Annotated in this window: 18 protein-coding genes; 16 read left to right on the top strand and 2 right to left on the bottom strand. The window is 36.3% G+C overall.

Annotated features, from left to right (window positions below; genetic code table 11):
* The first annotated feature begins 31 nt into the window (after nucleotides 1-31).
* Nucleotides 32-1,378 carry a DNA (cytosine-5-)-methyltransferase gene (gene dcm, locus MKY30_RS05485; protein WP_341083008.1) on the top strand — a complete coding sequence of 449 codons (1,347 nt, stop codon included), beginning with the start codon at nucleotides 32-34 and terminating at the stop codon, nucleotides 1,376-1,378.
* A 778-nt stretch (nucleotides 1,379-2,156) separates the two neighbouring features.
* On the opposite strand, the gene MKY30_RS05480 is transcribed toward dcm, so the two are convergent.
* Complete coding sequence (locus tag MKY30_RS05480) at nucleotides 2,157-2,942, bottom strand: Eco47II family restriction endonuclease (RefSeq protein ID WP_341083007.1); 786 nt, start codon at nucleotides 2,940-2,942, stop codon at nucleotides 2,157-2,159.
* A 480-nt stretch (nucleotides 2,943-3,422) separates the two neighbouring features.
* The gene (locus tag MKY30_RS05475) at nucleotides 3,423-3,737 is read right to left on the bottom strand and encodes a helix-turn-helix domain-containing protein (protein ID WP_341083006.1); all 315 of its coding nucleotides are present in this window, start codon (nucleotides 3,735-3,737) and stop codon (nucleotides 3,423-3,425) included.
* Nucleotides 3,738-4,195: 458 nt separating this feature from the next.
* On the opposite strand from MKY30_RS05475, the gene MKY30_RS05470 reads away from it, so the two are divergent.
* The 15 genes from MKY30_RS05470 to MKY30_RS05400 all read left to right on the top strand — a co-directional run bounded on the left by MKY30_RS05470 (nucleotide 4,196) and on the right by MKY30_RS05400 (nucleotide 21,971).
* On the top strand, nucleotides 4,196-4,804 hold the full coding sequence (locus tag MKY30_RS05470; RefSeq protein WP_156986238.1) for an ECF transporter S component: 609 nt from the start codon (nucleotides 4,196-4,198) through the stop codon (nucleotides 4,802-4,804).
* 33 nt (nucleotides 4,805-4,837) lie between these two features.
* The gene (locus MKY30_RS05465) at nucleotides 4,838-5,632 is read left to right on the top strand and encodes an energy-coupling factor transporter transmembrane component T family protein (RefSeq protein ID WP_341083005.1); all 795 of its coding nucleotides are present in this window, start codon (nucleotides 4,838-4,840) and stop codon (nucleotides 5,630-5,632) included.
* Between the two features lie 17 nt (nucleotides 5,633-5,649).
* Nucleotides 5,650-6,501 carry an energy-coupling factor ABC transporter ATP-binding protein gene (locus MKY30_RS05460; protein ID WP_341083004.1) on the top strand — a complete coding sequence of 284 codons (852 nt, stop codon included), beginning with the start codon at nucleotides 5,650-5,652 and terminating at the stop codon, nucleotides 6,499-6,501.
* Nucleotides 6,498-7,319, top strand: coding sequence for an ATP-binding cassette domain-containing protein (locus MKY30_RS05455; protein WP_156986235.1), 822 nt, complete (start codon nucleotides 6,498-6,500; stop codon nucleotides 7,317-7,319). The genes MKY30_RS05460 and MKY30_RS05455 overlap by 4 nt, the downstream gene beginning before the upstream one ends.
* Nucleotides 7,316-8,017 (top strand): phosphoribosylanthranilate isomerase, encoded by a 702-nt coding sequence (locus tag MKY30_RS05450; protein ID WP_156986234.1) that lies wholly within the window; start codon nucleotides 7,316-7,318, stop codon nucleotides 8,015-8,017. The genes MKY30_RS05455 and MKY30_RS05450 overlap by 4 nt, the downstream gene beginning before the upstream one ends.
* Nucleotides 7,998-8,981 carry a carbohydrate kinase family protein gene (locus tag MKY30_RS05445; RefSeq protein WP_341083003.1) on the top strand — a complete coding sequence of 328 codons (984 nt, stop codon included), beginning with the start codon at nucleotides 7,998-8,000 and terminating at the stop codon, nucleotides 8,979-8,981. The genes MKY30_RS05450 and MKY30_RS05445 overlap by 20 nt, the downstream gene beginning before the upstream one ends.
* A gap of 38 nt (nucleotides 8,982-9,019) precedes the next feature.
* Entirely contained in the window at nucleotides 9,020-9,991 is a 972-nt protein-coding gene (locus MKY30_RS05440) for a nucleoside hydrolase (protein WP_341083002.1), read from the top strand.
* 82 nt (nucleotides 9,992-10,073) lie between these two features.
* Nucleotides 10,074-11,249, top strand: coding sequence for an iron-containing alcohol dehydrogenase (locus MKY30_RS05435; RefSeq protein WP_341083001.1), 1,176 nt, complete (start codon nucleotides 10,074-10,076; stop codon nucleotides 11,247-11,249).
* A 593-nt stretch (nucleotides 11,250-11,842) separates the two neighbouring features.
* Entirely contained in the window at nucleotides 11,843-13,309 is a 1,467-nt protein-coding gene (locus MKY30_RS05430) for a PTS fructose transporter subunit IIC (protein WP_341082999.1), read from the top strand.
* A 3-nt stretch (nucleotides 13,310-13,312) separates the two neighbouring features.
* Nucleotides 13,313-13,777: a PTS sugar transporter subunit IIA gene (locus MKY30_RS05425; RefSeq protein ID WP_341082998.1), complete on the top strand. Its 465-nt coding sequence runs from the start codon at nucleotides 13,313-13,315 to the stop codon at nucleotides 13,775-13,777.
* Between the two features lie 24 nt (nucleotides 13,778-13,801).
* Entirely contained in the window at nucleotides 13,802-16,444 is a 2,643-nt protein-coding gene (locus tag MKY30_RS05420) for a glycoside hydrolase family 38 N-terminal domain-containing protein (RefSeq protein WP_341082997.1), read from the top strand.
* 51 nt (nucleotides 16,445-16,495) lie between these two features.
* Nucleotides 16,496-17,317: a MurR/RpiR family transcriptional regulator gene (locus MKY30_RS05415; RefSeq protein WP_341082996.1), complete on the top strand. Its 822-nt coding sequence runs from the start codon at nucleotides 16,496-16,498 to the stop codon at nucleotides 17,315-17,317.
* A 128-nt stretch (nucleotides 17,318-17,445) separates the two neighbouring features.
* The gene (locus tag MKY30_RS05410) at nucleotides 17,446-18,828 is read left to right on the top strand and encodes a glycoside hydrolase family 1 protein (protein WP_341082995.1); all 1,383 of its coding nucleotides are present in this window, start codon (nucleotides 17,446-17,448) and stop codon (nucleotides 18,826-18,828) included.
* 60 nt (nucleotides 18,829-18,888) lie between these two features.
* Complete coding sequence (locus MKY30_RS05405) at nucleotides 18,889-19,782, top strand: ROK family protein (protein WP_341082994.1); 894 nt, start codon at nucleotides 18,889-18,891, stop codon at nucleotides 19,780-19,782.
* Nucleotides 19,783-20,276: 494 nt separating this feature from the next.
* The gene (locus MKY30_RS05400; RefSeq protein ID WP_341082992.1) at nucleotides 20,277-21,971 is read left to right on the top strand and encodes a methyl-accepting chemotaxis protein; all 1,695 of its coding nucleotides are present in this window, start codon (nucleotides 20,277-20,279) and stop codon (nucleotides 21,969-21,971) included.
* Nucleotides 21,972-22,288 lie beyond the last annotated feature (317 nt).

Below are 22,288 nucleotides of genomic sequence, written 5' to 3'. Positions count from 1 at the left end.
AAAAAATATTTAACTATGTGAGGGGTTACAAATGTATATAAGCAAAGATAAAGTAAGATTACATATGAAAAATCAAGGTATATCAACTCAAAAAGAGTTGGCAGAAGAATTAGGTTTGAGCAAAAACCAACTTTCTATGTTGTTATCTCCTAATTTTAATCCTATCAAATCTAATGCTATGAAACTTTGTGAAAAATTAGAGGTAAACTTAGAGGATATAACTGAACAGTTGGAGTTGAATTTAGGGATAGAAGAAGAAAATCCTAGAGGGGTAATATACAAAAAAGGTAAGAATCAAAAGAAAATGAATCAAAACGATCTAAATGATTTTGTCGAGGTTAGGAGTACTAAAGCTAATAAAAAGTATACAGTATTAGAATTGTTTGCAGGAGCAGGGGGATTAGGATTAGGTCTTGAATATGCAGGTTTTGATTCTATAGGGAATATTGAAATAGATAAACACGCCTGTCAGACTTTAAGAAGAAATAGACCTAATTGGAAGGTTATTGAGGAAGATATTGAAAAGGTTACTAAAAGAGGCATAGAGAATTATGTAGATGTCCCACCTGTAGGAGAGCTTGACTTATTATCAGGTGGATACCCCTGCCAGTCATTTAGTTATGCAGGAAAAAAAGGTGGTTTACAAGATGCTAGGGGTACAATGTTTTTTCACTATGCAAAAATTCTTGATAAGCTAAAGCCCAAAATGTTTTTAGCTGAGAATGTAAAAGGTCTTGTTAATCATGATGGAGGGAATACTTTAAAGACGATGTTAGATGTATTCTCAGATATGGACTATAAAGTTAAATGGAAAGTTCTTAGAGCATTAGACTATGATGTAGCTCAAAAAAGAGAAAGAATAGTTATTGTTGGTATTAGAAATGACTTGGTTAATAAGGAGAAACTAGAATACTTTTTTCCTCAACCTTATGGGTATGAGTTAACGTTAAAGGATATTCTTAGAGATGTACCAGAGTCTGAAGGAGCAAAATATCCTGAGTCAAAAAGCAAGGTATTAGATCTTGTTCCTGCTGGAGGTTATTGGAGAGACCTGCCGGATGATATAGCTAAAGATTATATGGGCAAAAGTTATTACTCAGGAGGAGGGAGGACAGGAATGGCAAGAAGGTTGTCATGGGACGAACCTTCTTTAACTCTAACTTGCTCACCTGCTCAGAAACAGACCGAGAGATGCCACCCTGATGAAACTAGGCCTTTTACGGTTAGAGAATATGCCAGAATTCAGAGTTTTCCTGATAGCTGGAAATTTGAGTGTTCTACAGGCAATGCTTATAAACAAATAGGTAATGCTGTACCAGTTAATATGGCTAAAGCTATTGGGCTCTCTATTGTAAATGTTTTAAATAAATTGAATTAAAGAGGAGAGGGAGGATGTATTTAACTACGTCTTCCCTCTGTTGTAGATTGTTTAAACTGCTACACCTAGTCAAAAACTGGAAGATGTTAACCTGATGAAACATGACCATTTAAAATTAGAAATTAAGCAAGAAATGAGTATTGCGGATGGATTGAAACATTTATGCGAAGTTTTGGGAGTTATTGTGGAGAAAAGAGCCACCTGTTTACGGACTGGAGAGCCAATAATTATGGCCACTGAATTTTACCGCTGTTTGCCAAAGAATTTACTAGTATAAAGAACCAACCCTAGAAATATCTATTGATAAGTTCTAGGGCTGTAGATATTGGTAAATAATACGAGAAAAGAGATTAATCGATTGGCTATAATCAAATTTTACATTCAATAGCATTAAGTAAAGATGATAAACCTAGTACTACGTGATTAGGAATGAATCATTTTTCCTCATAGCTTTTTTATATTAAATTCTAAAAATTTTCAGCTAAATGGCTCTGCTATTTTTATGTAGTTACAAGATTAAATTAAAATTTATAATTTGATATTGACTTCGAAAATTTAAATTATAACCAAATTAATGGAATATCAGTTGAAAATTTTTTAATATCTTATCCCTTCAGGCTATTTATTTTTTAGGTGTAGCTTTAGTAAGATCTATGGATTCGAATTTAATTCTATTAACACTTTTATATTTATGAATCCCATGATAAATGATAGCAAGAATTGGCTCTGATAGGTTTTACACCAAAATAAATATTAGTTGAATATCAATCTTCTATTATCAAAAACCTATATATCCAGACAACGGATAATTTATATAAATGATTTCTTCAAATAATGATCTCTTATTCTTTTGTGATTGATGATAGAGCTCAGCGAAAAGCCCCATACTTGAACCTTGTTTTGCTTGCCTTGCGCTCATCCAATCATTAAGAGCTATAGGAATTATTTCACATAATTGTTTATAAGCATCGTCAACACCAGTTACTAATTTATAAAATTGATCTCCTGAAATTATTCTGATTCGTGGATGTTGATACAACGGTTTTTGATTCTTAATAGGATCTACAGAACCACTTCTGAATGACCAAACCTCATTTCGGCTTGTTGTATCAATAATTCGTACGTAGTAACAGGTTGCATTTGGGTATTTCTCTGCATAGCCTTTGATTTTATTAAATAAACTAACTACGTGAGTTCCTGTAACTGTATTATGTTTATTTTTAATTTCAGCAAATATTGTGTGATCATCTTTAGCTATATCGTAACTATTACCTACAGAATAGTTAGTGTAACCATCGATTTTTCCTATAAGCATCTCATGAAAAGTTCCGACATGATTTGTTATTGTTTTTTCTACCTGTCTTTGCAGTTCTGCAGCTAACCAACTTTGCTCATTAAGATTATTAACTGCTTTGTCAAAAGTCATTTTAAATGTATCAATTCGATTCTTGAAAAATTTATGGTAATCAATACCTTGCAAAGCCTTTTCATATTCATTATAAAGAAATTCTATACAAGTAAATAAGTCATCATCTGTTATAAATGATAAATATTTGTTAGACATCAAAATCCCCTCCTATTTTCTAAAATCTCCTTCCTAATATATATTAGCTCAATAAAATGGTTCTGTGGACCCCAAAAAACATCACAAAAAACGATTTTTAACTACAATAGAGCTTATCTTTATACTTTTGGAATGAATTTTTATTTCAAGCGGCTCTTCTTTCTAGCGTATTGATAGAATACTTATTTTTGAATAAAAGGAATTCAGTTTTAATGATGAAAATCTGGGAATAGAAATAATCTAATACACAAAACAAAAAATGGGAATCCCTGATTACCATAATGAATGATAAGAGATTGCCATTTTATACGTCATTTCTTTTAATATTGATGTGGAGGCAATTACATAAAAGAATAGAAGTCTAGTTAATCAATTTCTATTCTAAATAGAGTTCTTTAATTTAAAAAAATAAACTTGCCAAGAAATGAGAGTTAATATTTACTGGTAGTGCAAATTCTGGTGGACAGATTCCTTACCTATTTACACATCTGTTTTCCTCTCCCCAATCACTTCCAAAAAATGAGACAGCAACTTAATCTCCTCATCCGTCAACTTCCTTGCACTCTCAATCAATTTTATAATCTCCGCCGGCAATTCCGGCACAGACCCGAAAAATTCACTCAATGAAATATCCAATGCTTCACAAATCAAAGTCAATTTATCCAAAGAAGGAGCAGTTCTTCCGTTTTCAATGTCACTTAAATAAGATTGTGAAATATATGCTTTTTTAGCCAAGCCATTAACACTTAGATCTTTTGCTAATCTGAGATTTCGAATTCTCTTTCCAATCTCCATACTGCTGCACCTCCTATTACCCCTATTATAAGGTGTATAAAATGAATAAAATCAGTAAAAACACAAAATAATAACGTAAATACCTATTAAAATTATTGACATTATACTTATTTACGTTATTATTATGAGTAATAGAAAGAACAGAAAATTCATATCATTTAGTATATATACTGTTTTTTCAAAAAATAATAAGGTAGGCGGTGGATAAAAAAATAAAAAGTGATAGTAAAAAACTGTTAAGAAAATGAATAGTTAATAGAACTATATTTATTTTTTAGACTAATATGAAACCGGTTACATATAGAAAGGAGGCTTAAAAAAATGTTATTTATTGACTGAAATATGTAAAGATGCACATTATCTATACAAAAAGATGTGACGTATTAATTCAATGTATTATGCAACAGATTCAATAGATAAGGAAATATCATTAATTTATTTTAAAAGGAGGGTTTCTAATGAAAAAAGAAAAAACAGGTTTTATTGGAGGAATTAAAGCTGAGTTTTCTACGATGGCATTGGTGCTTATACCGATTTGTGCAGGTATCAACTTGGTAGGCGGTTCGATAGCAGCTGCGCTTAAATTACCTTTATTTTTTGATTTAATCGGAACGGTTTTGGCTGCCGCTTTAGCTGGTCCATGGGTAGCAGCGATGGTAGGACTGTTAACAAATGTTTTTCTGGCGTTAGTATCGAATCCAATCTATCTGCCTTATGCATTAGTGGGGATTATAGTTGGTCTTGTAACGGGTTATATGATCAAAGCAGGATTCTTTAAAAATGTTTGGAAAATGATTATTACAAGCTTAGTTGCGACAGCTATTTCTGTTGTAGTTGCTTCAAGTATTACTGTATTCGTATTTGGCGGGGCTACAGGAGCAACTGGATCTTCTATTATTACAGCTGGGTTAGTTGCTACGATGGGAAGTATCTGGCAGGGCGTTCTTACGTCGGCGTTGATCAATAATCTGATTGATAGAGGTATTGCTTTTATTATTGCTTATATGGTTCTTAAAAAGATTCCAAAGAGTTTTGTCAGTAAGTATCAGCAGCCGTCACTGGAATAAAATATCTATCGTTGAAGGAGGTGAAAGGTAACAATGGCAAAGAAATCAGGAACTTTTTATGAGCCTTTAGATTCGCCGATAGAAAGGCTGGATCCAATTACTAAATTTGTAGCGATATTTGCTCTTGGCTTGAGCTCTGTAGTCTTTCCAAGTGTTTTTATTGGATATGTCATCCTTCTGGGGTTGTTCTTTGTAGCTTACAAGGCAAAGATACTGAAAAAATTCGCTAAATTTATCATTGGCTTTGCTATTCCTATCATGGTGATGCTGTTCTTTATACAAGGATTCTATAATCCAGATAATGTAACAATTATTGCAGATTTGGGCTTTGCTGAATTGGGATTGGAAGGCATCTTGAAGATGTTGAATATTGTCGGGTCACTATTAGTGTTTTTGGGTTCATTTTATATCACTACAAAGACGACAGATACAGGCAGGATGGTCGCTTCTTTTCAAAGAGTCGGTATAACAGGAAAGGCCGGTTATTTAGTATTAGCTACTTTAAACGTTATTCCGCAAATGCAAAAAAAGGTTTCTGTCATTCAGGAAGCGCAAAATTCAAGAGGATTAGAAACAAGCGGCAGTTTAAAAACCAGGCTGAAGGCGATTGTTCCTTTAATTGGACCGCTGATTATGGGCTCTTTAATAGATGTACAGGAAAGAGGTATGACTTTGGAGGTAAGGGGCTTTGGTATGAAGGGTGTGAAACAGACGAACTTTGTACAGGCAGAGGAGGCTCCTGTTGATAAGAAAATAAAGCGGCTTTTTCTAATATATTTTTTACTCATCATTGTAGCTTCCATCGTTATCAGATTTAACCTCATATAGGAAGGGGAGAGAGTACTTTGGATTCCATTCTGAAAGTAGAAGGCTTATCTTTCAAATATAGTAACAGCAAGGAATATGCAATTCGTGACATCAGCTTTGAAGCGAAGCAGGGAGAAATCCTTTGCGTAGTTGGAGCCAATGGATCAGGAAAGTCGACAATATGTAATGCTCTGGTTGGTCTAATCCCCCATTATATTGATGGTGAACGGGAAGGGACCGTAAAAATTTTTAATGAAAATACAGCGGATTTGAAAATGGGCGAGCTGGTTACGAAAATAGGTCTGGTGTTTCAAAATCCCTTTAATCAATTGTCTTATACCACCAGTACAGTAGAACAGGAATTAGCCTATGGGCTTGGTAATATTGGTGTGCCAAGGGATGAAATGGTCTTAAGAATTCAAAAAATAGCTAAGCGGATGCGGATTGATAAATTTTTGCATAAGAACCCGTTGGAATTATCAGGAGGCCAGGTTCAAAGGGTGGCATTAGGATCTTCTATCGTTATGGATCCGGATATTATCGTTTTAGATGAATGTACTTCTCAGTTAGATCCAATGGGGAGCGAGGAAATTTTTGATATTATTAAAGAATTAAATCAGGACGGTAAAACAATTATCTTAGTAGATCATGATATGGAAAAGGTTGCTAGAATAGCAGACCGGGTAATGGTGCTGCATGAAGGAGAGCAGGCAGCGATTGATACGACTAAAAATATATTTGGAAACCTGGCAATGGAAAACTATGCTGTAGCTGTTCCTGATTTTACGCAAATTGGACTATCGTTACAAGACAATCATTTATACAATGGCGAACCCATTATGAATGAGCAGGAAGCCGTAGCTGCTGTAAAGAAGGTGCTATATTCATGAAAATCGAGATAAAAGATTTAGTACACACCTATCCTGCTGGCGATACCGCCTTAAAAGGGATAAGTACAATCATTGAAGGAACAGAGCCAGTGGCGATTATAGGTCAAAATGGGTCGGGTAAAACAACATTTGTGAAGCATTTAAACGGAATTTTACAGCCGACTGGCGGAGATATTCTGATTAATGGAAAAAGTATCCATAATAAAACGACAGCTCAATGGTCTAAGCAGGTTGGATATGTTTTTCAAAACCCTGATGATCAATTATTTTTAAATACTGTAAAAAATGAATTGGAATTTGGACCTAAACGAATTAATATGCCGGCTGAAGAAGTAGATAGAAATATTGCTTACGCTGCGGAGCTATGTAAACTGCAGGATAGTCTGGAGGTTCATCCTTTTGACCTGAGACAGACAGAAAAGAAGTTCTGTGCCATTGCTTCCATTATTGCGATGGACCCTGATGTCATCATTTTTGATGAACCGACGATGGGCCAGGATTTAGAAGGATCTGAACGATTGGCAAATATAATTGATGATTTACGAAATAGAGGGAAGCTATGTATAACCATCTCTCATGATATGAAATTTGTTGTGAAAGAGTTTAGTAGAATCATTGTTCTTTGTGAGGGTGAAATATTGCTGGATGGCGATAAATATGAAGTACTGTCGCAGCCGGAGATACTAAAGAAGAGTTTTGTTACTCCGCCGCCAGTGACAAGAGTCAGCCAGCAGACAGGTATTCAAAAGCCGGTTTTTACTGTAGATGCATTGGTTCATGAAATAATGAAAACTAGAAAAAAGGAGCTGAGTTCATGATTATACAAATTTATGGAATACGAACTGTGGAAGATGCAAGGATGGTAATAGAGGAAGGGGGACATCATATCGGTGTTTCATACGGGAAGATTGTGCGGACACCGGGGCAGATATCCTGTGAACAGGCAAAGGAAATATTTGAAAGTGTTCAGCCATCCGCAGTTAAAGTAGGGCTGACCGTTGCAGAGGATATTGAGGAGATTATTGAAAATCTGAATATAACTCTACCTGATGTGCTGCATCTTTCTGGTGATATTGAAGCGATTAAACCCGATCAGATAGAAATATTAAGAGCAACATTTCCTGGTTTAAAGATTATGCAGGCGCTGCCGGTCCTTGCAAATACACCGTTGAAAGAACAAAAGGTTTTAGAATATGTAAAGGAATACGAAAGAGTAACTGATTTCTTCTTAATTGATACGAAAAACCCTGATGCTGATGATATCGGAGCAACCGGATTAACACATGATATATATATTGACAAAGCAATTATTGAAAGTACATCAGTCCCTTGTATTATTGCAGGAGGGCTGGATGCAGCCAATGTGGCAGAAGCGATTCAGGTTACAAAGCCATATGGTGTGGATTCATTCACTTCCACAAATTTTGATAAATCTGTTCCTGGAAAAGGTATAAAAGACCGTGAAAAGGTAAGAGCATTTGTAGAGGCGGTTCAAAATGCACATAGCAGGCAGTGAGAAGAAGGTTGTTGTTGTGGGAGACGCAGCTGTTGATATTATCGTGCATTTCCCAAAGTTTCTGGATGATGAAGAAACGAAGGCAGTGTATAAGACCCCTTATTTAATTGGCGGCGGTACAGCAGCCAACACTGCCGTTTCTTTATCCAGGCTTGGTATTGAAACTTTTTTCATTGGTACAATCGGCGATGATCAGTATGGCCATCATATTGTAAAAGATTTGCAAAGTGAAAAAGTTAATACGAAATATATGATTTTAGATGAAGCTGTGAATACAGTCGGCGTGTTTGCCTTTATAGATAAAAGAGGGGAAAGATTGTTATGGGGCTGGCCGAGGGAGAAGCAGGCATTTAAGAAAATCGACAGGGATAGAATAGACTTTGAAATGATTAAAAATGCGGACTGGATACACTCTTCCGGAATGGCTATCGTTGACGAAGGGTCCTCTAGGGATACGATTATCGAGATTTTTAAGACTGCCTTTGAAGCGGGTGTGCCTACTTCTTTTGATTTAAATCTCAGAGTAAAAGATGGAAGTTTAAATGAAACCTATAGAAATGCTGTTTTAGAGGTTGTTAAAAACTGTAATTATGTTCTAGGGTCGGGAGAGGAAGAATTTTATTATCTTTATCCTAATGAAAATTGGAGAAATAGCGTTAAATCGCTTGCAGATCAAAATCGAACAATTATTGCCAGAATGGGACCGGATGGAACGCTGGCCTGTTCTTGGGAAGAAACAATCATTGAAAATGCCTTTCAGGTGGAGGTTATAGATACGGTTGGTGCCGGGGATGTGTTTAATGGTGGTTTTATTGCTTCGATATTAAGCGGAAATACTTTAAAAGAAAGTCTGGAGATTGCTAACGCAGTATCCGGATATACTGTCAGCAGAGAAAGTGCCAGATCCTCCCCAAGCCGACAGCAGCTCGAGGAATTTTTGAAAACACATCAGAAGTATAAGTGAAATGGAATAATTAGCATGAAAGAGGTGACGGAGTAACAATGAAAAAAGTAATTTTAGATTGTGATCCCGGTCATGATGATGCATTTGCTATTATGCTGGCAGCGAAGCATCTTGATGTGCTGGGTATTACGACAATCGGTGGAAATGGAACACTGGAAAATGTATCGAGTAATGCTTTAAAGGTGCTGGAAGTGATTGATAGGGTGGATATTCCTGTATATGCCGGACATGAAGGCCCGTTAGTAAATCAGTTAGTAACAGCTCCTCAATTTCACGGTGAAACGGGGATGGATGGCCCAGTTTTACCAGACCCGACAATAAAACTGCAGGAGCAGCATGCTGTAGACTTTATTGTAGAAACAGTGCTGACAAATAAGGATATTACCTTGATTGCTACAGGACCGCTGACAAATATAGCAAGTGCCATCAATAAAAAACCGGAGATTCTTGAGAATATAAAAGAAATCTGTATTATGGGCGGCTCTGTGACATTTGGTAACTGGACTCCGGCGTCCGAATTTAATATTTATGTAGATCCGGAAGCTGCTTCTAAAGTGTTTAACTCAGGTGTATTAGTCAAGATGACTGGAGTTAACTTAACAAGACAATGCATTATAACAAAAAAGGAATTGAAAAATTTTCAGGACATCAATACAAAAGCAAGTATTTTTGCTGCAGAATTAGTGGATTATTTTATTAGTGCCACTTTGAAATCTGCCAATGTACATGGAGCAAATCTTCATGATGCCTGTGCAGTTGCCTGGATAATTAACCCGAAACTTATCAAATCGGTGCCAATGCATATTGATATTGAATTACATGGAGAATTGACTAGGGGTATGACAGTTTGTGATTATCGGCATTTAAGAGGATCAGAACCAGGAGTTGACTTAACGAGAACGCCGACAATGGATTACCGGGGGCAGGAACCAAATGCAGAAGCTGCCCTTGAACTTGATTTTGAAGGCTTTATGGATTTATTAAACGAAACACTAAGGGATTACAACTAAAGTGATTTGAATAATATCGCAGAGAAGGATGCAAAAGGATAGCGTGTGAATAGCATTGTTAAGGGAGGAGGTGCGTGATAAAATGCTGAATTTCAGTCATCAAGTAAAGACAAAGTTTGTCTTCGGAAAAGGAGCGGAATCCCAAGTTGGTAAAGAGCTGCAGAAGTTAGGAGTGCAGAGGGTTTTATTACACCGCTCAGATGGCATTCATTTAAGAGATTTAATAAGAAATATTAAAGAAAACTTAGAAGCTCATGATATTTTCTGTTGCGAATTAGGAGGAGTAAAGCCTAATCCCCGGCTAGAGGTTGTGAGAGAAGGGATTAAACTTGTCCGTGATAAAGATATTGATTTTATTTTAGCAGTGGGTGGAGGAAGTGTTATTGATTCTGCAAAGGCAATTGCTGCAGGTGCCGTCTATGAAGATGATGTGTGGGATTTATTTACAAACGAATCCTCTGTTCAGGGGGCTTTGAAGACAGGTGTTGTGTTGAGCTACCCTGCAGCAGGAAGTGAATCCAGTAATGTCACTGTGATTAATAATACGGATACAAATCAGAAGCTGCTGGTAAGATCTGAATATCTGACACCGGCCGTTGTCTTTATGAATCCGGAATTGACTTATACTCTACCAAAACGCTTAGTTGCGGCAGGTATCGTGGATATATTTTCGCATATATGTGAAAGATATTTTGCGCCTGAAACATACATTGGCATTATCGATCGAATGGAGGAAGCAGCATTAAAAACATTAGTGAGCATTGGTGCGAAAGCTTTAGACAATCCTGAGGAATATCAGTATCGATCCGAACTTATGTGGCTTGCCACAATCGCTCAAAATGATACGCTTGGAGTAGGACGTGTCCATGATTGGGGAACCCATGTTATCGCCAATGAATTAAGTGCGCTTTATGATAAAACGCATGGAGAAACATTGTCGGTGATTATGATTCCCTGGATGCGATATGTTTATAAAAATGATATTCATAGATTTGCCAGGTATGCGCGGGAGGTCTTTGATGTCACAAGTAAACAGGATATTGAGGCGCAAGCTTTGGAAGGTATTCGAAAGACCGAAGAATTTTTCAGGGAATTAAATACGCCGATTAGTATCAATGAATTAGATATTCCAATTTTGGATGTTCAAAAATTGGCAGGACAGGTGCAGTATGATAAGCAATCAGGTACGATTGGGAAATTTGCTGTGCTGGATAAAAGGGATGTTGTAAATATTTTAAATGATACTGCGAAGTGTTAGTTTGAGTGTTATAGTCGGTCTCCACTGCAAAAGGCAGTAAAGACCGGCTTTTTATGATGATTTTGGTTAGCAGAGCTGCAATGTGGGGAACAGCAGTATGCTAAAAAAAGAAATCTTTATTCTATCAAAAGCATGTTTAAAGCCTCTATTTTTCTTCAAAATAAGAATGCTCCTGATATTGTAAACTTCAAATAAATTCCCCCTTTTAATTGTTGTATTCGACTATAAAGACAGTTGAAAGATAAAGGAATTTACAAATAAATTGATTTGCGTCTTTAGATGCGTCTTTTTGAATTGAAAATAATGGTAATTTAAAAGCCTTTTGATAGTGTTTTTAAACATTTTAATGAAATTACTTTCACTAAAACATATAAAAAAGATACTTAACACAGTATTCCTTGTAAGTATATACATAGTTTTGATATAAGAATATAATAAAAACCAGATTCATAATTGTTATTTTCTTTTTGTAACCGAAATCATTTTACGATAGAAGAAATAGGTGATGTAAGTATAAATAACTGTATGAAATTAGCTATTAATAGAAGCTACCTACTTAATAATAAAAGAGGGAAAGAAAGGCGTGTTTTCAAATGCCCCAAAAGAAGATTGTTGGAGTAACAGCTTGTTCAGCTGGTATAGCACATACGTATATGGCTGCAGAATCACTTGAAAAAGCTGGAAATGAAAAAGGATACCAAATTAAGATAGAAACACAAGGGTCAATAGGAGTGGAAAATGCTCTGACTGATCAAGAGATTGAAGAAGCGGATGTTGTTATATTAGCTGTAGAAATAAATATTGATATGTCCCGTTTTAACGGGAAAAGAGTCATGCGGGTCAGGGCATCTGAAGCAATAAAGAATCCTGATGAATTAATTGAAAACGCTTTGAATGAAGCAACAATATATGGAGAAAAAGGAGCGAAGGCCGGTTCTGTGACAATGGGTAAAACAGGAGAAGGCGGTTTTTTCCAACATATTATGGCGGGGATTTCATATATGATTCCTATGGTTATAGCTTCAGGACTTATTTTAGCGATAGCGAATGTTTATGCCTTTCAACGTGACGAGGCAGGAAGAATCATCGAATGGGGATTTGATACATCGACAGTGATGGGGGAATTGATGTCTCATTTATTTGATGTTGGGCAAGTTGGTTTCTTATTAATGATACCGCTCTTTGCTGGTTTTGTTGCCAATTCCATAGCAGGTAAGCCTGCCATTGCTGCAGCAATGATTGGAACTTATATTGCTAATGATGCAGAAATGCTTGGAGCCGAGGCTGGCGGTGGATTTTTAGGTGCCATACTTGTCGCTTTTGCTACGGGTTATCTGGTTAAATTGCTTAAAAAGATTCCATATCCTAAATTAATTCAGCCAATTGTTCCCATTATGCTGATTCCATTGGTAAGTACGCTTCTCATATCTTTATTTGTTTTGTACGTGGTCGGGAATCCAATGGCATCCATGATGAACTTTTTATATGACGGACTGACAACCTTGAACGAAAATTATGCAGCAGCTCCTGTTATCGTGGGTGTTATTATAGGGGCGATGATTGGGATTGATTTAGGCGGCCCATTTAATAAAACAGCACTTGTATTTGGTACAGCAGTTTTTACGGATACTGTAGCGAAATACGGCATTGAAGGGGCGAATTTCGTTCCGCAGACAGCAACACAGGCAGCGATTTCTGTTGCGCCGCTCGGGATATGGCTGGCGTCTATAATGTTTAAGAAAAAGTTCTCTCCAACAGAAAAAGTTTCTGCACACAGTGCGTTTGGGATGGGGATTGTCGGCGTAACGGAAGGAGCAATTCCTTTTGCAGCACAAGACCCTGTTCGGATGATATCCGCTTTTGTTGCAGGCTCAGCAGTTGCTGGCGGGCTTGCTGCCGGATTGGGTATCAAGTTTTATGGAGGGATTGGTTCTCCAATAGGGACGTTTATCGGTTATATCGAACAGCCCATTCCTTTTGTAACTTGGATATTTAGCGTTATGATGGGAGTACTTGTTACAGCGTTAATAATCGGTTTTACTAAAAAAAAGGTGGAATAAATGATGATGAATGATATTTTTGATGTGAATAATATTGAATTTAATTCTAATACAAAAACAAAAGATGAAGCACTGCAATTTATTGCTTCATTTGCAGAAAATGCAGGGATTGTTAAATCTGCTAAAGCATACTATAAGGGTTTGAAAAAGCGGGAAAAAGAAGTGACTACGGGATTTAAAGATGGAATAGCTATTCCGCATAGTAAGCATAAGACGGTCATAAAACCAGCGTTGATGCTTATGAAATATGATCATCCGATTGAATGGGAATCAATGGACGATAAGCCGGTTCATATTACCTTTGCATTGGCAATTCCTGAAGGTAAGAATCAAGAGCATTTAAAAGTACTGAGTACGATTTCCAGGGCTTTAATTGATGAAGACTTTACTAATTCTATTTTAGCTGCTTCATCAAAAGAAGACATGTATCAATTGGTTCAGGGAAAATTAAGCGATTTAAACGATTAGGTATAGAGTAGGCAGGGTGTTAAAATGACAAATAAAATTCACGTAATAGCACATACACATTGGGATTATGAGTGGTACTTTACAAGTAATGAGTCATTCATACAACTATGTTATCATGTGGACGAAGTGATTAAGGCATTGGAAGAGAATATTTTAGATTATTATATGCTTGATGGACAGATGAGCATTGTAGAGGATTATTTAGAAGTAAACCCGGAAAAAAAAGACAGATTAATGTCTCTTATTCAAAAAGGAAAATTAAAGGTAGGGCCTTGGTATACACAATCAGATCAAATGATTATTCGCGGAGAATCTTTAGTCCGTAATCTTCAACTGGGCATCGAACTGGGTGATTCACTCGGAGGAGCAGATAGATTGGGATATATACCTGATGCATTCGGTCAATCTATTGATATGCCTAAGATTTTTTCTCAAATGGGAATAGATAAATCTGTTTTTTGGAGAGGATTATCATCAGATAAGATGGAGCAAAGAGAATTCTTTTGGGAGTCTGAGGACGGAAGCCGTGTTGTTGCTTATAACATAAAGGATGGCTATTTTGTCGGTGTTCAATTGATTGAATCCGATGATAGTGAACCTTTAATCAATCAAATTAAGAAGGATACAGCATCATCCCATATTGCTCTTCCTGTAGGGGGAGACCAGAGGTATGTTGATATTAATTTGAAAGAAAGAATAGCCGGCTATAACCAGAACTTGACGAAGGATCAATTAGTTGAAAGTAATTATGATAATTTATTTAGTGAAATAAAAAGTGAAGGACAGGAGTTACCTACCATTCAGGGAGAATTTTTAAATGCAGAAGTATCAAAAATTCATCGTTCTATCTATTCATCAAGGTTTGATCATAAATATTTAAATGATAAAGTTGAACGCCGGTTAATTTATCAAGTAGAGCCTCTAATGGCCATAGCTGATCGAATAGGAATCCCTTATAAAAAAGAACTGGTTGATAAGATTTGGAAGCTGAATTTAAGAAATCACGCCCATGATAGTGCTGGAAGCTGTAATAGTGATAAGACGAATCAAGCTATTTTACAACGACTTATTGATGCTGATCAATTATCCTATTCCGTTGTCGACTATCTGACACGTAAGATTAGTGAATCCAGGGATGAAATCAAAGAAAATCAGATTACTGTATTTAATACATTGCCGGTACGCAGGAATCAGATGATAAAGCTGAAGGTATCGTTGGCGCATGCTGATTTTGCCATTTATCATAAAGGGAAGAAAATAGCTTATGAAATAATCAGCGTTGAGAAGCATTCAAATGATCCGGTTCGTAAAAAGGAAAATCCGTCTCCTGAATCTTATTATTTTGAATCAGAGATAGTACTTCCTATAGAACTTAATGCAATGGGTTATGAAGTATTAGATATTGTAGAAGGTGAAAAAGGAGCCGACAGCACACAATCAGTGGATGAAAATCCTTTCAATCATATTGAAAATGAATATTACAGAATTAATTGTGTTGATGGGCAACTGAATTTATATAACAAAGTGTCTGATACATTGTACGAAAATTTCTTGTTCATAGAAGATTCTGGCGATGATGGAGATAACTATGATTATTCACCCCCAGAAAAGGACAGAATTATTTGCCTTGATTTTTCTGAGGGTCATGTTCAATATGTTAAGGGTGAGCTAGAAAGTTCGTTAAAAATATCAGGTCTCTTTACTATTCCTGTAAATCAGGATGAACGGAATCAGGAAGAATATAATGGAGAAGTTCCGTATGAATGCTGTATCACTTTAAGTCAGGGAGCAGAGGGTGTTGATTTTCAGCTGGACATGGAGAATAAAGCCTTTGATCACCGTATGCGGCTAGTTGTTAATGGAGATGTGAAAGCAGATCAAAGTATTGCGGATACCCCATTTGGAACTATTTCCCGTCCTGTTATCGATCCCAATTTAGAATCCTGGCAAAAAAGTGGATGGAAGGAAGAGCCGACTGGTATTTACCCGATGCTGAATTTCGTTAATTTACATGATGGACAAAAAAGTATCACTGCTTTTTCCAAAGGTATCAAAGAGTATGAGATAATAGGGTCCAGTTCAAAAGGTATTGCTCTTACATTATTCAGGGCTGTCGGATATCTTGGGAAACCAGATTTGCTTAGACGCCCCGGGGTTGCTTCGGGCAATCAATTTAAATATATAGAAACGCCAGATAGTCAGCTGCAAAAAAAGCTCAAATTCAAATTCTCTTTTATGGTTGGAGATACTTTTTCAGAAGCTGCTGCATTCACATATTATCAAAATTACGCTGTTTCTGTGCCTTACTATCAACACCAATCATTAAATCAATTTACAACAACTTTAAAATATTTTGTGATGCAGCCACTACCAGAGACTGTTCCAAACAGTATATCTTTGTTTGATGCAGCTAAGGTGAAGGATGTTGTCTTCAGCTCATTCCATAAATCGAGAGATGGAAAAGGATTTGTTATTCGTTATTTCAATCCTGCTGACAAAAAGATTGATGATGGCGGAGAAGTGATGTGTCTTAAAGCAATTCAATTTTGGGGATTTACCAATATGGCAGAAACATTGAATGAGAATGAGACTTATCAAAGTGAAACGATACAGTTAGGTGCTTTTAAACCGAAAGAAATTAAAACAATCTATATCCAATTTTCATAAAGCAAGGTCTTCTTTATTTTATCAAATATTAAAAATGATAGGTGATGTCAATTGCTAAATAGTGATATATTCTTAATCATTGAAAGTTCTAAATTAAAATTTACCGAAGTTGATCAACAAATCGCTGATTATTTTTTGAATGGGAATCCGCCGCTCAAACAATCAGAATTAGCCAAAAAAATAAATGTATCAACGGCCTCCATTACAAGGTTTTGTAAAAAAACAGGATTTGGTAATTACAAGGAATTTATATATTGTTATCGAAAAACATTACAAGAGCATTCTAATGATAAAAATAATATCACAAGCAATTTATTAATTCGTTATAACGAATTAATTACCGAAATTGATAAAATGATTGATATAGAAGAAATAAAATCAGTATGCAGATTAATTCAACTCCATAAAATTATTCATATATATGGGTTGGGATTAAGTGCTATTGCAGGGGAAGACTTTAAATTTCGATTTACAAGAATCGGGAAATATGTAGAGGTTGTTCAAGACTATGATTCGATAGAAATGATTTCATCTCTATTAGATCAAGATAATCTAGTTATATATTTATCATTACGAGGGGAAAACCAGTATGTTATCCGTTCATTAAAGCGGCTAAAACAAAAAGGGGCAACCATTATTGTAATAACCTCAAACCGGTCGAGCGTCATGGATGAGCTTGCAGATGTTACATTATTAACATCTCAAATTAAAAATACAAATGAAGTTGGACAGGTTTCTGGCCAACTTCCTCTATTAATTATTATTGATATGATTTATTCACAATATATTAGCATGTATAGAGAAAATGTAAGTAAATGGATTGGAACAGAATATGCTTATTTGCATGGTCATAAATCTAGTGAGCATAAATGAGGCATTTTATTAGTAGGGCAAAATACGGGGCTGGCTTTAGCAGCAGTGTCTCTGTTTTGTAATTATGTCTAATTTAGCCATTGGATATTAAATGCAATGAATTTATGAATAAAGAGGTGATGACAGCAATGTCAACGTATTATACATTTCCAGATAATTTTAAGTGGGGCGCTGCAGCTTCTGCTACACAAACGGAAGGGGCTTCACAGCAAGATGGAAAAGCAAAAAACATTTGGGATTATTGGTTTGAAATAGAACCAGAACGTTTTCATGAAGGTGTCGGTCCTATGATAACGTCCGATTTTTATCGTCAGTTTAAGGATGATATTAAACGTATGAAAGCTGTTCATTTTAATTCATTCCGCACGTCTATTTCATGGTCACGTTTGTTGCCAGATGGAATTCATGTTAATGAAAAAGCAGTTGATTTTTATAATAATGTTTTTGATGAGCTTCTGAAAAATGATATTGAACCAATAATTAATCTTTTTCATTTTGACATGCCCTTACACCTGCAGGAAAAAGGCGGATGGGAAAGCTTAGAAGTTGTTGAGGCGTTTAATCATTATGCAAAGACAGCTTTTGGCCTTTTTGGTGAAAAAATTAAACGATGGACTACCTTTAACGAGCCTATTGTCCCTGTAGAAATGGGATATTTAAATCATTACCATTATCCATGCGTCGTAGATATGAAGCGGGCTGTAGCTGTTGCTTATCATTCTATGCTGGCAAGTGCCAAGGCAATTAAAAGTTATCGTCAGTTGAACTTAGAAGGTGAGATTGGGATTATTTTAAATTTAACGCCATCTTATCCACGGAGTGACTCTGAAGAGGATGTGAAAGCGGCAAGGATTGCAGATTTATTCTTTAATAGAAGTTTCTTAGATCCGTCTGTTCTAGGTAAATATCCTGAACAGTTAATAGAATTATTGAGAGACTACGATTTGCTCCCTGTAGTAAATGAAGGTGACTTAGATCTAATGGAAAATAATACGGTTGATTTTTTAGGTGTTAATTATTATCAGCCTCGGCGAATTAAAGAAAAAGAAGCGCCAATTGATTCTAACAATCTATTACCAGAAAGCTTTTTTGATTCATATATTTGGCCAGAGCGTCGTATGAATCCATATCGAGGCTGGGAAATTTATGAAAAAGGAATCTATGACATAGCTATTAATATCAAAGATAATTACGGCAACATACCATGGTATGTTGCGGAGAATGGCATGGGCGTTGAGCATGAAGAGCGTTTTCTGGATGAGACAGGTATGATTCAGGATGATTATCGAATTGAATTTTATGAAGAGCATTTAAAATGGCTGCATAAAGGAATTACTGAGGGATCAAATTGTTTTGGCTACCATGTTTGGACGTTTATGGATAACTGGTCATGGTTAAACGCTTATAAAAATAGATATGGTCTATATCGTGTTGATCTTGATACACAGGAGCGTTCTTTAAAAAAGAGCGGTCAATGGTTCAGTCAGGTTGCTGAGCACAACGGATTTTAAGTATTATTCCGATAAATTAGATGTTGATGGTTCGATATTAATGATAGAGGTGTAGCTGGTATGACGAATATTCTTTCGTTTGATTTTGGAGGAACACATATAAAGTATGGTGTGGTTGATACAGATGGAAAGATACGAACTAAAGAAAAAAAACGGACTCCAAAAACGCTTGAAAGTTTAATATTGTTAATAAAAAATCAACTAAAGCAGTATTCACACGAAGGCATAAAGGGAATCGCCATCAGCTCTCCCGGTTCTGTTTCAGATGAAGGAATTATTTATGGCTTCAGTGCTATTCCGTATATACACGGGCCAAATATTAAAAAACATATTGAAGCTGAAACAGGATTGACGGTTCATATCGAAAATGATGCCAACTGTGCTGCTCTTGCTGAGGTATGGAAAGGTGCGGCAACGGGAAAGGAAGAAGTGGCTGTAGTCGTGATAGGCACAGGAATTGGGGGGGCACTCATTAAAAATGGCGTCATTCATAAAGGCGATCATTTACATGGCGGAGAATTCGGCTATATGATTCTTGATTCAAATAACCTAGGCAGCGGAATGAATACATTTAGCGAAACGGCTTCTACATTTTCTATTAGAAAGCGTGTTGCTCAACAAAAACAAATAGATATATTGTCCATAACTGGAGAACAAATCTTTCTAAAGGCAGAGCAAGGTGATGAAGTATGTAAACAAGCCATTTCCGAATTCTTTCATATGCTTGCGATTGGTTTATATAATATTCAATATATCTATGATCCGGAATTGATTTTAATTGGTGGAGGAATTAGTACCAGGGAAGATTTAATCCAACAGTTAAATAAAGAATTAGAATGGATTGAGCGTAAAATTGATGCTGCTACATTGATTCCGGAAATTGACCGATGCTATTTTAATGCGGATGCAAACCTGATAGGTGCGGTGTATCATTACTTACAGAAAACAAGCTGAGAAATTTATTAAGCAAGTATGTACTTGATAAAAGGTCTATGTGAAGTATGGAAAAAATCTGAATCTGAATTGATTCAGATTTTTCTGTCTCTCATACTTAAAAAAGTCAGTGTTTATGAGGAGTTTTATGCTTATAAACAATTATTATTGTTTTATCAAAGTATGAAACTCCCGTAATTATCTTATTTCTTAAGAATTTCTACTTGTACTTTTATCCCAAATTTTATCAATATATTCCTTTAAAAATCCCCATAAAAAGCCGATATAAAGAAAAGGCACTATCACCTCTCTTGGTTAACGTACAATCATAGCCCCTACGCTATGAACGTATAAAAACCATCCATCTTCGTACGAGACATGTTATTAACTTCTGACTCAGCAATTTTAAAAATAAAATTGCCCTTACCCAATCAGAAAACAGATAGAATCTCCTGTGTACAGCTTGAAGATAACAGCGTAGTGTTCCATTTTTTATATAAAGAAGGAGAAAACAAATGAGGAATATATTCAATTTCAAAAGCATCAAGAGCAAGATTATAGCTGCATTTTCAGTGGTAATTTTATTAGTGTTTCTACTAGGTATATATAATTACACAGCAATTAAGCAGATCAATCAGGACACAACAAATATAATTGAAAACGATCTTCAGCAATTAATCGCAAATAAGGGCATGGAAACAACAATGGCCAACCGGATATCGACTGCCCGCGGATATATATTAAGCGGAGAAACAAATTTGAAGGAGCGTTTTAACGAATATACGGAACAGGGAATGCAATTTGAAGAATTGGCAAGAAGTGTTGGTGTTACGGAGGAATTCGACGATTTAGTTGACAAAACTGCTGCGTGGCGGACAGCAATTGCTGATGATGTATTTGAGGTATATGAGAACGGCGATCAGATGGAAGCCGTAGAAAATCTCAATGAATTGACCCCGATGGTCCGTGAAATTATGAATGGGTTTGAGGAACTGGCAGCGCATTCGGAGGAAGAAATTAACCAGCATGGCGAAAGGATTATTGATAATGGAGAACAAACATTGGCCATTGTTGTTATTGCTTCGACCTTGATTCTAATTCTTAGCATTGCATCAGCACTTATTACGGCAGGAGTCATTACAAAGCCAATCAAAACAGTGATGCAGCGCATGAAGCTTATTGCAGGCGGAGATTTGAGCCAAGAAAACTTACAAACTAATGCCAGAGATGAAATTGGACAGCTGGTTGATGCTGCCAATGAAATGGCAAACAATACTCGTGATTTGCTCACACAAATAAATAGTGTGTCTGAAACAGTTACGAATCAAAGTGAAGAATTAACACAGGCGGCAAATGAAGTAAAAGCTGGATCTGATCAAGTAGCTATCACCATGCAAGAATTGGCAACAGGTTCTGAAACGCAGGCAACCAGCGCCAGTGATTTAGCATCAATCATGGGAACATTCACGGCTAAGGTACAGGAAGTAAATGATAATGGTGAACGTGTTCAAGAGTACTCGAATGAAGTGCTGGATATGACAAATAAAGGTAGTGACGCAATGACAGCTACCACGGAGCAAATGTCTAAAATTGACCGGATTGTTCAAGGGACAGTTGCCAAGGTAGAGGGGTTAGACGAACAGTCTCAGCAAATATCTAACCTCGTTTCCATGATCAAGGACATCGCAGACCAGACAAATCTGCTTGCATTAAACGCAGCGATTGAAGCAGCAAGAGCAGGCGAGCATGGAAAGGGCTTCGCTGTTGTAGCGGATGAAGTAAGAAAACTTGCGGAACAAGTAGCTGTTTCAGTTAAGGACATTACAGGTATCGTCATGAATATTCAAAGCGAAACAAGTGCTGTCGTAGAATCATTAAAAGACGGTTATACAGAAGTGGAGCTTGGAACAGATCAAATCAGGACCACAGGAAAAACGTTTAATGAAATTAATGAGTCTATATCAAAAATGGCAGAGAATATTAACATGGTATCTGGTAATCTAGCTGATATTGCAGCGAATACGAAGGAAATGAATGAATCCATTGCAGAAATAGCTTCCATTTCGGAAGAAGCAGCTGCAGGGGTGGAGCAAACTTCTGCTTCGACCCAGCAGACAAGTGGTGCAATGGATGAGGTAGCAGGGAGTTCCGAGCAGTTATCGAAGCTTGCTGAAGAATTGAATGGATTGGTAAGGCGGTTCAAGCTTTAGGGAATGAGCTTGCAAGGAATGAAGTGGTTCTTATAGAGCTGATAAGCATTGCTTCATAAAAAATTACGAGTGGAGATAGGAGAAGCTTTCACGGTTCCTTTATTTTTAAATATGGTTATCCAGTTAGGATATCAGTTCTGTTTTTGATAATAGGACAACAATGCCAATAATGAACTCTGAGGCGTTTGCTTTTTTTAGCGTTATGCACTAAAATAAACAATATTAATCTTTGAGAAAGGAGGCAAAAAGTAATGGGAAATGTTTTCAGAAGTATAGCAGAAGAAGTAAAGTTATTCTTACAATTAGGAGATTTACAT

It is taken from the genome of Oceanobacillus sp. FSL W8-0428, from assembly GCF_038004405.1.
Taxonomy (GTDB): domain Bacteria; phylum Bacillota; class Bacilli; order Bacillales; family Amphibacillaceae; genus Oceanobacillus; species Oceanobacillus sojae.
Note: the sequence above shows the minus strand (reverse complement) of the source record. Positions and strands in the feature narration are given on the sequence as shown.

Bases quoted from the DNA above. Each gene is read 5' to 3' on its own strand.
- dcm (WP_341083008.1), top strand. From the start codon at position 32: ATGTATATAAGCAAAGATAAAGTAAGATTACATATGAAAAATCAAGGT.
- MKY30_RS05480 (WP_341083007.1), bottom strand. From the start codon at position 2,942: ATGTCTAACAAATATTTATCATTTATAACAGATGATGACTTATTTACT.
- MKY30_RS05475 (WP_341083006.1), bottom strand. From the start codon at position 3,737: ATGGAGATTGGAAAGAGAATTCGAAATCTCAGATTAGCAAAAGATCTA.
- MKY30_RS05470 (WP_156986238.1), top strand. From the start codon at position 4,196: ATGAAAAAAGAAAAAACAGGTTTTATTGGAGGAATTAAAGCTGAGTTT.
- MKY30_RS05465 (WP_341083005.1), top strand. From the start codon at position 4,838: ATGGCAAAGAAATCAGGAACTTTTTATGAGCCTTTAGATTCGCCGATA.
- MKY30_RS05455 (WP_156986235.1), top strand. From the start codon at position 6,498: ATGAAAATCGAGATAAAAGATTTAGTACACACCTATCCTGCTGGCGAT.
- MKY30_RS05450 (WP_156986234.1), top strand. From the start codon at position 7,316: ATGATTATACAAATTTATGGAATACGAACTGTGGAAGATGCAAGGATG.
- MKY30_RS05445 (WP_341083003.1), top strand. From the start codon at position 7,998: ATGCACATAGCAGGCAGTGAGAAGAAGGTTGTTGTTGTGGGAGACGCA.
- MKY30_RS05440 (WP_341083002.1), top strand. From the start codon at position 9,020: ATGAAAAAAGTAATTTTAGATTGTGATCCCGGTCATGATGATGCATTT.
- MKY30_RS05435 (WP_341083001.1), top strand. From the start codon at position 10,074: ATGCTGAATTTCAGTCATCAAGTAAAGACAAAGTTTGTCTTCGGAAAA.
- MKY30_RS05430 (WP_341082999.1), top strand. From the start codon at position 11,843: ATGCCCCAAAAGAAGATTGTTGGAGTAACAGCTTGTTCAGCTGGTATA.
- MKY30_RS05425 (WP_341082998.1), top strand. From the start codon at position 13,313: ATGATGAATGATATTTTTGATGTGAATAATATTGAATTTAATTCTAAT.
- MKY30_RS05420 (WP_341082997.1), top strand. From the start codon at position 13,802: ATGACAAATAAAATTCACGTAATAGCACATACACATTGGGATTATGAG.
- MKY30_RS05410 (WP_341082995.1), top strand. From the start codon at position 17,446: ATGTCAACGTATTATACATTTCCAGATAATTTTAAGTGGGGCGCTGCA.
- MKY30_RS05405 (WP_341082994.1), top strand. From the start codon at position 18,889: ATGACGAATATTCTTTCGTTTGATTTTGGAGGAACACATATAAAGTAT.
- MKY30_RS05400 (WP_341082992.1), top strand. From the start codon at position 20,277: ATGAGGAATATATTCAATTTCAAAAGCATCAAGAGCAAGATTATAGCT.